Annotated in this window: 10 protein-coding genes and 1 tRNA gene; 1 reads left to right on the top strand and 10 read right to left on the bottom strand. The window is 36.2% G+C overall.

The genetic code is table 11. The annotated features are described in order from the left end of the window. On the top strand, nt 1–4,491 hold a 4,491-nt coding region (locus Arg41_RS04945), incomplete at its 5' end, for a hypothetical protein (protein ID WP_172792673.1). Between the two features lie 44 nt (nt 4,492–4,535). Here Arg41_RS04945 and Arg41_RS04940 read toward each other — a convergent pair. The 10 genes from Arg41_RS04940 to ftsH all read right to left on the bottom strand — a co-directional run bounded on the left by Arg41_RS04940 (nt 4,536) and on the right by ftsH (nt 13,658). Beyond that, nucleotides 4,536–4,620 (bottom strand) — tRNA-Leu (locus tag Arg41_RS04940). A 6-nt stretch (nt 4,621–4,626) separates the two neighbouring features. Beyond that, nucleotides 4,627–5,010 (bottom strand): preprotein translocase subunit SecG, encoded by a 384-nt coding sequence (gene secG / locus Arg41_RS04935; RefSeq protein WP_242641404.1) that lies wholly within the window; start codon nt 5,008–5,010, stop codon nt 4,627–4,629. Further along, nucleotides 4,995–5,768 (bottom strand): triose-phosphate isomerase, encoded by a 774-nt coding sequence (gene tpiA, locus Arg41_RS04930; RefSeq protein ID WP_092490535.1) that lies wholly within the window; start codon nt 5,766–5,768, stop codon nt 4,995–4,997. The genes secG and tpiA overlap by 16 nt, the downstream gene beginning before the upstream one ends. 6 nt (nt 5,769–5,774) lie before the next feature. Continuing rightward, entirely contained in the window at nt 5,775–6,548 is a 774-nt protein-coding gene (pstB, locus tag Arg41_RS04925) for a phosphate ABC transporter ATP-binding protein PstB (RefSeq protein ID WP_092343625.1), read from the bottom strand. Nucleotides 6,549–6,552: 4 nt separating this feature from the next. Then, nucleotides 6,553–7,500 carry a phosphate ABC transporter permease PstA gene (pstA, locus tag Arg41_RS04920; RefSeq protein ID WP_092343624.1) on the bottom strand — a complete coding sequence of 316 codons (948 nt, stop codon included), beginning with the start codon at nt 7,498–7,500 and terminating at the stop codon, nt 6,553–6,555. Further along, entirely contained in the window at nt 7,490–8,392 is a 903-nt protein-coding gene (gene pstC, locus Arg41_RS04915; protein WP_242641403.1) for a phosphate ABC transporter permease subunit PstC, read from the bottom strand. The genes pstA and pstC overlap by 11 nt, the downstream gene beginning before the upstream one ends. Nucleotides 8,393–8,413: 21 nt before the next feature. Continuing rightward, nucleotides 8,414–9,424: a PstS family phosphate ABC transporter substrate-binding protein gene (locus tag Arg41_RS04910; protein WP_092343622.1), complete on the bottom strand. Its 1,011-nt coding sequence runs from the start codon at nt 9,422–9,424 to the stop codon at nt 8,414–8,416. After that, on the bottom strand, nt 9,424–10,302 hold the full coding sequence (folP, locus tag Arg41_RS04905) for a dihydropteroate synthase (RefSeq protein ID WP_092490534.1): 879 nt from the start codon (nt 10,300–10,302) through the stop codon (nt 9,424–9,426). Before folP ends, Arg41_RS04910 begins: the two co-directional genes overlap by 1 nt. Then, nucleotides 10,302–11,684, bottom strand: a complete 1,383-nt coding sequence (locus tag Arg41_RS04900; protein WP_092343620.1) for a phosphohexomutase domain-containing protein — start codon at nt 11,682–11,684, stop codon at nt 10,302–10,304. Before Arg41_RS04900 ends, folP begins: the two co-directional genes overlap by 1 nt. A 36-nt stretch (nt 11,685–11,720) precedes the next feature. Beyond that, the gene (gene ftsH, locus Arg41_RS04895) at nt 11,721–13,658 is read right to left on the bottom strand and encodes an ATP-dependent zinc metalloprotease FtsH (RefSeq protein WP_092490533.1); all 1,938 of its coding nucleotides are present in this window, start codon (nt 13,656–13,658) and stop codon (nt 11,721–11,723) included. Between the last annotated feature and the right edge of the window lie 1,040 nt (nt 13,659–14,698).

Genomic DNA, 14,698 nt, shown 5'->3' with positions numbered 1-14,698 from the left:
AAATTAGAAGAATTACTTGATTGTCAAAGTGAATCAAGTGAAATTGATAGCATACCATCAATTGAAACGAGTAAAGTAGTTAGTAATAATACATCTGAACAACCGTCCACATATTTTAGTAAAAAACCTCAATATAATGATACTAAAGATATAAAAAAACCCATCGAACAAGGTAGTAGCAAAAAATATTTTGAAGTAATACCTTCAATGGATGCCCCTACCCTAAGCACTGATTATAAAACACTGGAAGAGAGTCCTTTTTCATCTGTAAATCAAAAAGTAGATTTACAAATCTGTATGCCATATGTGCTACCAGAAGAAATAGAAGATGTTCTAATGGGTAATTATAATAATTCATATAGATCATTAGACAACTTTATAGAAAGTATCACCAACGACAACATATCACTGGATAACTTAATTGATAATCATAGTGAATTGATCGATCCCGATAGTATGACATTAATTGAAGAAAGTGAAGCAACCAGTAATAATAAAAATTTATCATCATCTAAACAACACCCTACCTATCTCAGCACAAAACGTCCATATGCAGATACTGAAGATATTAAAATCACTGAACATAGTAGTAGCAAAAAATATTGTGAAATAATATCTTCAATGGAGCACACCTCCCAAAACACCGAATGCAAAACACCAGAAGAGAGTTTTTTTACATTCTCAAATCAACAAGTGAGTTTACAAATCGGTATACCACATGTACTACCAGAAGAATTAGAATTAGTATCACACTCGTATAAACACAATGATTTGTGTTTATCAAAATTAAATATAAGTATGTACGAATACGCCATCAAAAAGATTAATGTTGATAATAACAACATACTCAATAAAGCAATTTTAATGGAAATTAAGAACGATATTGTAACCAACGGCTTTATTAAATCATGCATAGATGTTTCTAGCACTTATTCAAACATACGCATATACATAGCAAATAAAATCTCTTCATATATTAATGACATTATAAACACCGAAGACATAGTCACAACCCCTGGAATGTCAATATCAGACATCAAGGATAGCTACATATCCAATCAAAATTTCTTTTCTAAACTATGGGAACACTGTAAAGAAATGGCAAAAAATATCTGCAAAATTAGAGATGAAGAAATCACACCCCTCATTCAAAATTATGTCAGCTCAAATTTGGTAAAGTCCTTAAGTAATGGCACATACAAGATTACTGCAGATAAAAAAAATAATCTTTCCGATTTGTTAAAAAGATTAATAACAGAAAACATCAATAATTTACCACACAACATTAAATCTGCAATAAGAGACTTCGACGAAACTGACATTTTGAAAAGCATGTTTGTAAAATTACATGGCACATATGTTTCAAAATCATTTATAAAAAATGCAATAAGCATGTACACTTTTGATCGGCTAGCAATGGAAAACGAATCCTTGAAAATAGATGTATCAAGTATAAAAATAAAATTAAAGAAGTTGTTTCAAGAATCTATCATAATCATTGGGGGGAAAATATTTTCTCCAAATAAATCTGCAGTAACATTAATAATTGATCACCTATTACTAGATATGAATAGCATTTACTCTACTGATAAGACTAAATTAATTAATGAAATTAGCCAACAACACATGTCAGGCGGTGTAGATAAATCACACATTAATAAAGATGGAGAATATTATTGTGAAAAAGCATTAACAACACTTGACTCAAGTATACTTCCAGAAATTCTTCCAGAAGGAATAAAATTGGTATCAGATATATACAATCACAATGACATATTCTCATCAAAATTAAATATAAGTATATATGAATTTGCCATAAAAAAAATTAATATTGATGAAAATAAAATACTTAGTAATGCCATATTGGAATGTCTTGGAGATAAAGACACAACTGATAATATTAGCAAATCATCCATAGATATTTCTCATGCCTGTTCAAATATACGAGAATATATTTCAAATGAAGTTTCCCCATACATTAACAAAATAATGATTATTGAAAACATATTTATGACTCCTGGAATGTATCTATCAGATATTCATCATAAATGTGTATCAAATCAAAATTTCTTTGATAGATTATATAAACACTGCAAAGAAATTGCAAAAAATATAGACAAAGTAAAGCACAAAAAGTTTTTTCACATAATCAAAAATTGCATTTATTTTAATACAGGTAGTGACTTAAAAGTTAATGCAGAAAAAATTAGCAGCAATGAAATAAATAAAATTTCCCCGTCATTAAAAAGTTTAATAATAGATATTATTCACAACTTACCCCTTAAGATTAAATATGTGATAGAAAACCTCGACCTACTTGATGTTTCGGAGTGTATGTTTACTCAAATTCATGGGGTATATATTGACAAATTACTTATCGGAAAAATAGAAAAAATTCTACTCAGTAAATCAATGCTAGAAAACAAAAATATAAATGCAGAAACTTATAGTGGCTCCATAAAAAAAAAATTGGAATATATACTGCAAACATCCATTATACTGCATGAGGGAAAAACATTTCTACCCAATAAATCTATAGTATCATCTATGTCAGATCACTTATTATTAGACATAGCCAATACACAATCCAAATTATTTATTAGAAAAAAAGCTGAAAAATTACTTAAACAACAGTCTGATAAAAATAAAATACTTGAAAGTCCTACTTCATTTGTAAACCAGGACAGCAATTTACAAAAACAGCTAAAATATGTAGTTTCCGAGAAAATTCTACTAACATCCACTAAATATAGATACAACAATATATGTTCTGCAGAATTAACTGTAAGCATATATGAGAACGCTATCAAAAAAATTAACGTTGATGATGTGGAACTGCTTAGGGATGCAATATTAGAAGAATTTTATGATCGAATAAAGAGCAAAGGACTTGATAAATCGTTAATAGACATTTCTACTACTTATTCAAACATAATTAAATATGTTTCAGATAAAGTTTCCCTATATATTAACTATATTGCTCATATTGAAGACATAACTATAACACCAGGAATGTCCACATCAGACATTAATCATGAATGTACATCAAACCATGCTTTCTTTGATAAGCTACGTAAATGCTGTATAAATATTGAAAGAGAAATAGACAAAAACCCTAGTGAACATTTTGTACCACTGGTTCAACGTAAGATATTCTTTTATTCATCCACAAATTTTTGTATTGATATAATAGGTAGACGATGGATATGGGTAAAAAACATATTTTCAGGACTAATAAAAAAATTGGCGATAGACATCGTACGCAATCTACCACAAAAAATAAAGTCTGTTATAGAAAAATTTAATCAAGATGATATTTTAGAAAATATGTTTGCACCCCTACACGGTGTACATCTAACTAAATCACTTATAAAAAACATAATCGACATCTATACCACTGATAAGCTGATGGCAGAAAACAAACATCTTAAAATAGAAGTGGATAAGGATCTCATAAAAAATAAACTAGAAAAAATATTGGAAAAATCTGTTGTTTTTCATCAAGGAAAAGCATTTTCACCAAATAAATACACAACATCATTAATGGTTAATTATTTACTATTGGATTTTAGCCAAAATATTAGTGAGCGAGGTATATATCACAAACTATTCGTTGAAACTGAAGAATTAAAAGAAAATCATAACAAAATGAATAGCAATAATGAACATAAATATTGCATAGAATCTATAAAAAGTATATATGAATGTGCTATTGAAAAAATAATAATTGATGATGACAAAGTTTTCATGGGTGTTATATTAAAAGAATTCAAAAATAATATAGACAGTAGCTCTTTTAATGAAACATGCATAAATCTTTCGGTAACTTATTCAAACATAGTAAAATACATTTCTGATAAGATATCCCCATACATTAATAGAATTGTAATCATTGCAGATGTATTAATAACCCCAGGTATGTCCATCTCGTACATAAAACGCAAATGCATGTCAAATCTCGCTTTCTTTGATAGACTGTATGGATACTGTAAATCGATTGTAAAAAATGTGAGTGAAGTGCCCCATGAGAATTTTTTAACACTATTTGATTTAGGCAACGAAACTGATATAAATAATGTTGACATCAATGTTAAGAATAGAGTTTTGCTAGCATTAAAATTTTTAATAATGGACACCATAATCAATTTGCCAGAAAAAATTATGTTTGTAATTGATAAATTTGAACCTATTGATATTTCATCTGGAATATTTACTACATTCCACAACATAAATGTAACTAAACTATTTATAAGAAATGCAACAGATGCCTGTGTCAAAATCAGCAAAGAAATAAGAGGAAATAGATCTATAAAATTTTCCAGCTACCTACTTGAAAAAACAAAATTAGAAGAACTAGCAAAAAAGTCTGTCATACTAGTAGGAGAAACTGCCTTTCTACCTAGCGAATCTACAGCTAAATCGATCATTGATCATCTATTATCAGACATGGAAAAAATTAGTCATGACGAAGAAGAATCAAAACTAACCTGAGACGAGCACAGCACGCATGTATTTTATGCAGCATAATAGCATCATGGTGCCGACGATGAGAGTCGAACTCATAAGGATCTCTCCACCACCCCCTCAAGATGGCGTGTCTACCAATTTCACCACGTCGGCTAAAATCTAACTTTTGTTTACTTTAGGTGGAAATTTAATGTCATCAGGAGCCTTGACGTCATTTGAAGGTTTAGGCAAATCTAAACTCTTGGCAGAAGAAACAACAGACACCCTATCCAGAACACCTTTATGACTTGCACTCCGCCTATGTGATACCAAATAAGTCAAAGTAAGAGAAGTAAGGAAAAAAACAGTAACAGCAATAGCAGTCAGTCGACTCAAAAAACTTCCAGAACCCGCTGCACCAAACATTGTCCCAGAAGCTCCGGAACCAGAACCAAAAGCAGCACCGGCATCAGCACCCTTTCCTTGCTGAAGTAGAACCAATATCACTAAGGACAATGAAACAAAAATATGAAAAAAAACAACCACTCCTAAGATGAAGTCCAAGCCACTTCTCCTATTTCACAAATCCTAACAAAATCAGCAGGTTCTAATGAACTGGAGCCCACCAGAAATCCATCAATTTCCATAACACCATGCTCCAAAAACTCAGGAACATTCCTAGGGGAAACACTACCGCCATAGATCAAAGAAACTGACTCCATATATGGACCAAAAGTCTGTAACAAAAATTTCCTAATATCGCTAAATAGTATTGTCACTTCGTAAGGATCTGCTATATGACCCGTCCCTATAGCCCAAATAGGTTCATAAGCTATAACAATTCTATTTAAAGAGTAAATATCAACGTTAGTAAATACATCCATTATTTGTGAAAATAATACAGATTTAGTTAAATTTTTCTGATACTGCTCCGCATTTTCTCCTATGCAAACAAATGGAGTTAAATCACTCATTAAAGATTGATTAATTTTGAGTGAAAAATCATCAGCTACCTCACGCGCATAGCTTCTGCGCTCAGAATGACCGATTATAACGTACTCGCAACCCAAATCAGTCAACATAGAAGCAGAAATATCACCGGTGAATGATCCTTGATCATAAGAAGAAACCGTCTGAGCACCTAGGGAAACATTACCATTTAAGTTTTCCATTAAACTTTTGATGTGTACGTAAGGGGGACAAAGAACCGCACGTACACGGCTAAGAGACGGTAGAATTTTATTCCAGGAACTAATCCAATCACGGACAAACATTTGGTGGCCATTCATTTTCCAGTTTGCAACAACATATTTTTTTCTCATTTTTAACTACCCCACACGACCAGTAATATAGTCTTCCGTTCTCTTGTCTTGAGGATTAACAAAAAACGACCTCGTTTCACCGAATTCAACTAACTCACCGAGATACATATAAGCCGTATAGTCAGAAACACGAGCTGCTTGTTGCATGTTGTGGGTTACAACTAGAATTGTCACATTATCCCTCAGATCTACCATAAGATCCTCCACTTTAGAAGTAGCTATGGGATCAAGAGCTGAAGTTGGCTCGTCAAATAACAACATCTCTGGTCCTGTCGCCAAAGCACGAGCAATACACAAACGTTGCTGCTGCCCCCCAGATAAATTATAGGCAGAGGAACGTAAGCGATCATCAACTTCTGACCACAAACCGACAGAAATAAGCACATCTTTAATTTTATCGTCAATAAATGATCGAGAATAACCACCTGCTATACGTAACCCGTAGGCAACATTATCGTAAATAGAGAGGGGAAATATATTTGGTTTCTGAAAAACCATGCCTATCCGCGAACGAATGCGTATCGGATCAACAGAAACATCAAGTAGATTTACATCCTCGGGGTAAAGATAAATAGATCCTGCATAACAGTGGCTGTAATACAAATCATGCATCCTGTTAAAAGCCCTTAGAAGCGTTGATTTACCACATCCAGACGGACCTATTAAGGCAGTTATCTTTTTTTCATATACATTTAAATTTATATCCTTCAGAGTATGTTTATCTCCATAATAAAAATTGAAATCTTTAACTCTGCACTTAAGAGCAGGTTCTGAAGTCATAAACTCACCTTTTCATCTTCCGAATTAAATAATATCGAAGAAAAATAGAGACGGCATTTAAAAAAAAGGTCATTATCACTAAGATCAAGCTAGCAGCCGCAGCGCTTTCTTGAAACCCTTGATCAGGCCTGTTTGTCCAGTGGAAAACCTGCAACGGCAGAGACATGAACTCCGAAAAAAGCCAATGCATATTGAAAAAGGGAAAAGTTGCTTGAAGTGGAGACTCTGGTAAAAATCTTAGAAAAGCAGCAGCACCAATAGCAACTAGAGGAGCTGTTTCGGATACTGCTCGAGACAATGCTAAAATCACCCCAGTAACTATATTAGGCAAGGCATACGGCACTACGTGATGTTTTATAACCTCCAACTTGGTAGCACCTAAAGCGTATGCCGCCTCACGTAAAGAGTTGGGAACTTGTGAAATAGCTTCGCGAGCGGTAACAACTATTATAGGAAGAACCAATATAGACAAAGTAAGACCTGCAGAAATTATAGTACGACCCAAATGGAGACGATAGACAAAAAGAGACAAACCCAAAATACCGTAAACAATAGACGGAACACCTGCCAAATTAGACAGGTTAACATCCAAAATAGAAAGAAAAATATTCTTAGGAGCAATCTCCTCTAAGTATACCGAAGACATTATCCCTATAGGAACAGCAGTAAAAACAACTACTGTAACTGTGCACAAACTACCTACTAACGCGGCAAGAATACCAGCTTTCTCAGAGTAATGTGAAGAATATCGGAGGAAAAAGGATGCATTAAGCTTAGCATAACCCTCTATTGCCATATGAATTATGAGTGACGAAAAAATAACCATAATCAAGGAAAGAACTAGCAGGCACAAGCTAATGAAAACGATCTCCTTGGCTTTCTCCCTATGGAGATGCTTCAATAATGAGCGCCAAGAAACAAACAAATTAATCAAACCCCTTTTAGTAAACACACCTAAAACGCTTCCTAATCCATTGTCCCAAAAGATTAAAAATTAAAGTAATGATAAACAAAAGCAACCCTACAACAAACACCGTACGAAAAGCAAACCCTTCATAGGGAACATCACCAGCAACAATTTGAACAATATAGGCAGTCATGGTCTGACCAGGTTGAAAAGGATGAAAAACCATCCTAGCCTCAGCACCAGCAGCAATAGAAACAATCATAGTTTCACCTAATACACGAGAAATTGCGAGTATATACCCGGAAAAGATACCGGAAAAAGCTGAAGGATAAACCACTCTACATGCAGTTTGAAACCGTGTAGCGCCCAAGGCATATGAAGCTTCACGCCAACCATAAGGAACAACACGCATGGCATCCTCAGATAGTGAAGTAATATACGGAATAATCATAAGTCCCATTACAAGCCCAGCTGACAAAAGGTTAAAACCAGGAAGTGATGGCAGTATTTTTTGAAAAATTGGTGTTACAAAAGTAAGGGCGAAATAACCATAGGCAACCGTTGGAACACCGCCCAACAACTCCAGGATAGGTTTAACTATCTCACGTAAAAGCGGAGAAGAAAATTCAGAAAGATAAATAGCAATCAACGTACCAGATGGAATAGCAAAAAACAGCGACACAAAAACAGCAATCAAGGTAGCACTCAGCAATGGCAAAACCCCATAATGACCATTACTAAACAACGGTGACCACTTTGTTCCAAATAAAAAATCGGTTACTGGAATAACCTTGAAGAATAACAAAGATTCTTTGAGCAACAAAAAAACAATACCAACCGTCACCAAAATGGAAAAAAATGCAACACAAAAAAGAATAAGTACGACAATTCTCTCTTTAATTATCTTAAAATTAGAGCGATACACGTAATCAGACACAAAAATACCCTATACATTAAATCACTTAACTAAAAAACAATCCAAATTTGCAGAATGAGCAAAATCACCGCCGTAAAGAGTACCAGAAAATTTACCATTCAGACGCTTAAGCAAAGACGTGTACAAATCATCGGATAACTCAAAGTAACCGCTTTCTCTTGCAAAACGAGCTGCATTTGCTAAATAGTAACGCATAAGCTCCATAAGTTCATAATTTTTAAGAGAATTTATCGAAACATAGACAAATAATGGCCTAGCCAACAAATAATTGCCATCAACAATGCTTTTCATAGAAGGAAAAACAGGACCATTGCCTTTATCAATTGGTACTAAACGAATCTTATCTTTATTACTAACATAGTAAGAGTAGCCAAAATATGCAATACCACGAGGATCACGTGAAATGCCTTGAACAAGAACATCATCGTTCTGAGACGCCGAAAAATCGGTACGTATAGAACCACTATTACCGTTTACTACACTAGTGAAATAATCAAAAGTTCCGGATCCTGGACCAGGACCATAAAGATTAAGAGAAATATGGGGATAATTGTGATTAACTTGATCCCAAAATAAGACTTTAGAATCAGATGACTCTCCCCAAATTTTATTTAAATCTGATACAGACAAAGACTTTACGAACAAATTTTTCAAATTTACAGCAACAGAAATAGCGTCATAGGCAACAGGAAGCTCGACATAAGAAATATTTTTTCTTCTGCAGGCTTCCATTTCCTTCTTTAAAATAGGACGCGAAGCATCTACCACGTCTATGTCACCACGGCAAAACTTCTGGAAACCACCACCAGTACCAGAAATAGAGATAACAATACGTTGAGAAGAAGCTTTGGCAGAACTATCCTGATAGGCCTCAACCACAGCTTCTGTAATAGGATAAACAGTTGCAGATCCATCAATAACCATAGCCTTACGACTAACAGATGCATTAGCCAAAGAAAAAACAGTCGTCATCAGCAATAACATATAAGCTACAAACTGACTTATACCTGGAGAACCTTTTTTCTTAGCCACTAAAACTCCCCCCACTCAGTAGCAACCACCCTCTTCCAAAAAATAAGAGCATCTCTAACAGCAGCAACATCGTGCACACGCAAAATATGGGCTCCATATGAACATGAAGCAAGGCAAGCGGCCAAAGTTCCAGGTAACCGGTCCTCAACAGAACGACCTAAAAGATGAAATAAATAGCTCTTTCTAGAGGGACCAACCAAGAGAGGAAGGTTCATCTTTACAAAATCACTCAATCTAGAAAACAAAGACAGATTATGCTCCAATGATTTACCAAAACCAATACCGGGATCAATGCACAAACGAGAACGAGATATACCTGCATCCACACAAGCACAAACTCTATCCTCGATAAAAGACACCACTTCAGACACAACATCATCGTAACTAGGAAATTGCTGCATCTTATCAGGAGACCCTTTCATGTGCATTAACACAACACCAGCAGATGAATCACACACGGCACCAACCGAACCATCACCACGCAAAGCAAAAACATCGTTGATGATATCAGCACCAAGAGCAATGCTCGCATTCATAACCGTTGACTTAGACGTATCGACAGAAACAGGAACACCCAAAGTAACCGCCACCTCTACAAAGGGCAGCACCCTATCTAGCTCTTCTTGCTCCGAAACTGGGCTAGAGCCAGGGCGAGTAGACTCTCCTCCTATGTCAATAATATCAGCACCAGATTCAACAAGGGCGGAAAGATGGCCCTCAATATCCATGCCCTTTACCAAAATTCCATCACCAGAAAACGAATCAGGGGAAACATTAACAATAGCCATAACCAGGGGACGACGAATGTTCAAACGATATCTACCACAATTCCAAGTAATCGGGGAAAATCCTCTGCCGAACAACGACTCCGCTCTCATCAATCACCTACAATTAAATCTTGGGCGGCATTAACGATGCAAGACAAGTGAGAAGCAACAACATTTATGAAACGCTCTTCTTTTGCTTCCAACATAATTCTCAGCACAGGCTCAGTACCTGACAACCTAACCAATACACGAAAAAAATCCCCCCCAGCCTTCCTACAATCGTCCAAGTAATACTGCAGCCTCACATCGTCTTCCCAATTGTAATGTTTTTTTATTCGTACATTCAACAATTTTTGAGGATAAAGAGAAATGGATAAATACTCCTGATAAATATCATCTAAAGTATGGAATGATAAAATAAGATCTATTACGTTAAATAAAGCATCAAAACATAGCCTATTATCCCTGTTCACAATCAAATGACCTGATGGCTCACCCCCAAAAGTTGCCTTCTCCAAAATCATAGTTTTAACAATGTTTTTATCTCCAACAAGAGACCTATAAAACGACACACCCTCACTTTTGAAGAAATTCTCTATAGCGGAATTTGTCATTACCGTACCCACGACCCCAGAAACCGTACTATTCATCAGCCAACGTCGAAAAAACAAGTATAAGATAATATTACCATCGCAAACATTACCATCTGGCATAATTAGCAGAACCCTATCGCCATCAGCGTCAAAACATACTCCAACATCAGCCTTTCCTGAACGAACAAAATTAGCTAAAAAATCAGGAGATGTAGAACCGCATAAATTATTAACATTATATCCATTTGGACTACAGCAAATCGGTAGCACTTCAAACCCAAGCGATTGAAACATCAATGGTGCAACACGATATAGAGCTCCGTGTGCACAATCCACGGCAACTCTGCAAGGTACTATTGATGTAGGCATTTCAGAAAAATGATTAACACTGTCATTTAAATACTTTTCCAAAAGATCATAACGCTTATGTATTGCTCCACTAGAACGGGAAGCAAAATAAATGTTTTCATCCAGCCCATTAAATTCAGAGGTAATTTCATCTTCCAAACTCGATGAAAGCTTAAACCCATCATGTGAAAAAAATTTCAAGCCATTGTCATAGTACGGATTATGAGAAGCACTAACAACAATTCCCCCCAAAACGCTATGCTGACAAACTAAGGAAGAAATTATAGGGGTACTAACAACCCCAATATCCCATACTTCTATGCCGGCTGCCATCAGGCCAGCAATTACTCCCTCCGAAAGCGGAACACCACTAGCTCTTGTATCACGACCGATCAAGACAATTGGTAAACAAGACGGATACAACCTACGCATAACAACAGCGTACGAATAGGATACACGACAAAAACAAGCAGAAGTAATAGGAAACAACCCATAACGACCACGAATACCATCCGTCCCAAACTTTATAAACGAAGGAAGGCAATCACCCATAGAAAACCAAATAAGAAAACTTAATCACAGACAAGGCTATTGTGACGGTAAGGAATGTGGGTCCTTAACCTCAGAAGGTGGAGGAGGATTAGTAGCACCGCCATCGGTTTTTTTATCATCTGAAGATGATTTATCATCTTCAGATGAAGACGATGGCGGAGAACCCACACCATCACTGGGAGGAGTTGGCTCACGACCATCCATTATGTCCTTGAGCTGTTCAGAATCCAGTGTTTCCCACTCCAACAAAGCTTTTGCCATAGCCTCAACCCGATCACGACGTTCTTCCAAAATTTTCCTAGCAAGATTGTACTGAGAATCGATAAGTAAGCGAATCTCTCTATCAACCTGTTGGCGAGTGGTCTCAGAAACATTATGCCAAGGAGATCTGCCCCATATGCCGGTAGTCTCATTATCAACATATACCATAGCCCCCATTTCATCTGACATTCCGTAACGTGTCACCATGGCTCTAGCCATATCAGTAGCACGCTCAAAGTCATTGCTAGCACCAGTAGTCATCTGATTCATAAATAACTCCTCAGCTATACGACCACCAAATAAAACCGATAAACGATCCAATAATTGCTCTCTATTCAGGCAATATCTATCCTCAATAGGTAGCTGCATAGTCAATCCCAGAGCTCGCCCACGAGGAATAATAGTTACTTTATGAACAGGGTCAGCATGCTTCAAACTCATAGCAACAACGGCATGCCCAGATTCATGATACGCAGTATTACGCCGCTCATCTTCAGACATGACCATAGAACGGCGCTCTGTTCCCATCATAATTTTGTCTTTTGCCATCTCAAAGTCGCTCATATCAACAAACTTTTTGTTATAACGAGCAGCAAAGAGAGCAGCTTCATTAACCAAGTTAGCTAAATCTGCTCCTGAAAATCCCGGTGTTCCTCTAGCTAAAATGTCTATACGAACATCATCTGCCATTGGAACTTTACGAACATGAACTTTGAGAATCTGTTCGCGACCACGAATATCCGGCAAAGAAACAACAACTTGACGATCGAAACGTCCAGGACGGAGCAAAGCTGGATCTAGAACATCTGGACGATTCGTAGCTGCCATCACAATAATACCTGAAGAACCTTCAAATCCATCCATCTCCACCAACATCTGGTTCAGAGTCTGCTCACGTTCGTCATTTCCTCCACCCAAACCTGCACCACGTTGGCGACCAACAGCATCAATTTCATCAATAAAAACAATACAAGGCGCACACTTCTTAGCCTGTTCGAACATATCTCGCACACGTGCAGCACCTACACCGACAAACATTTCTACGAAATCAGACCCGGAAATGCTAAAAAACGGAACTTTAGCCTCTCCAGCAATAGCCTTAGCTAAAAGAGTTTTACCCGTTCCTGGACTACCAACCATTAAAACACCCTTAGGTATACGACCACCAAGTTTTTGAAACTTAGCAGGATCCTTCAGAAAATCGACAAGTTCAGCTACCTCCTCCTTAGCCTCATCACACCCAGCTACGTCGTTAAATGTGACAGTATTTTGATTTTCGTCTAGCAAACGAGCTCTAGATTTACCAAAAGTAAAGGCCCCACCTCGACCACCGCCCTGCATTTGACGCATAAAGAAAACCATAAGCACTATCAAAACAACAAGCGGAAACCAAGAAACAAACAAATTAATAAGAAACGAAGGTTCTTCCTCGGGCTTAGCAACAATGTTGACCTTAGCTTTAAGCAAATCGCTAACCAACCACAAATCACTAGGAGCATAGGTTTTTATTCTTTCGTTATTTAGCGTACTAGCTCTAACTACATGCCCCTGTATCTCAACAGATTTAATACGACCGGCGTGAAGCTCTTCCATAAAACGTGAATATGGCACTGATGAAATAGAAGCACCGTGTAGACCAAATTGGTCAAAAACAGTCATTAGCACCACGCCAATAACCAACCAAATCATCAAATTTTTCAACATACTATTCACAAAAGCACCTCTTTTTAATAAAATCCCTCGGCACTAGGAGGGCAATATACAAGCAATTATCAAAAAACAACGACTGGCATTTTAAGCCTTCAGCGACAAAAAAGCACGTCAATAATCAGGGCACAGTGCAGCACACGAACCGGGTTATCTCAAAAAAATTAGTAAAACTGAGTTCCACAACAATAGCTCAGATAAAACTCTTATTCAATGACAACAATTAACTGGTTATTATCCCCGTAAAACTACCCAAAATCTACCCACTTTGGGATAGATCACAAATAAAACTGACAGTCATTGCAACCTAATTACACAAATCACATAACCTTACATGAGTGACACCAGGTTAAGCTGGGGGTTAATATCCTATAAAACAAGGTAATATTAAGCTTCATGTAACTAGTATTTTAATTAGTAAAACGCATCGCCCACATAGAAATCAAAAGTACCTTTGTGATCAATAATAATTAGACCGATACACACCAGACCATGAATCACGTACATACACATAATAATGTGAACAATTATTGGAAATTTCTATACACTAACACGTGTCACACAAACCTCGCCTCATATACAATAATGAAACTACTAAAATCTCCAACAAACCACCCCTAAGATAGGGATCAAGCACAAGAAAGTAAGAGCATCAAATTTTTTGAAGAAATATTTGCCAACACACTTACTAGAAATGTACATATAACAACGACAAAATAGAAACACTGGGCATTTCAACTCATAACTATAAATAAAATATCTTTTCTCCATTGATTATATCAATTCAATAGATGTAATCAATTCAATAGAGCAATAGATTTTAAAATATTCAGCAACAAGCTACCTAAAGATAAACATCTATCGCAATGACATCTATCGCAATGTTTGTGACAAACAAACATAAACAAGTGCCCCCATAACAACCAAATCTTCAAAATTAATCATGTACAAATGCAAGCCATTGTATCACATATAAATTTTACTTAGACAAAGCCATAACCTTGATCAACTCTAAGAACACTGTCACAAGTTCAACGTATCATAAC

The sequence above is a fragment of the Candidatus Ichthyocystis hellenicum genome (genome assembly GCF_001460935.1).
Classification (GTDB): Bacteria; Pseudomonadota; Gammaproteobacteria; order Burkholderiales; family 2013Ark19i; genus Ichthyocystis; species Ichthyocystis hellenicum.
Note: the sequence above shows the minus strand (reverse complement) of the source record. Positions and strands in the feature narration are given on the sequence as shown.

Bases quoted from the DNA above. Each gene is read 5' to 3' on its own strand.
- tpiA (WP_092490535.1), bottom strand. From the start codon at position 5,768: ATGAGAAAAAAATATGTTGTTGCAAACTGGAAAATGAATGGCCACCAA.
- pstB (WP_092343625.1), bottom strand. From the start codon at position 6,548: ATGACTTCAGAACCTGCTCTTAAGTGCAGAGTTAAAGATTTCAATTTT.
- folP (WP_092490534.1), bottom strand. From the start codon at position 10,302: ATGAGAGCGGAGTCGTTGTTCGGCAGAGGATTTTCCCCGATTACTTGG.
- Arg41_RS04900 (WP_092343620.1), bottom strand. From the start codon at position 11,684: ATGGGTGATTGCCTTCCTTCGTTTATAAAGTTTGGGACGGATGGTATT.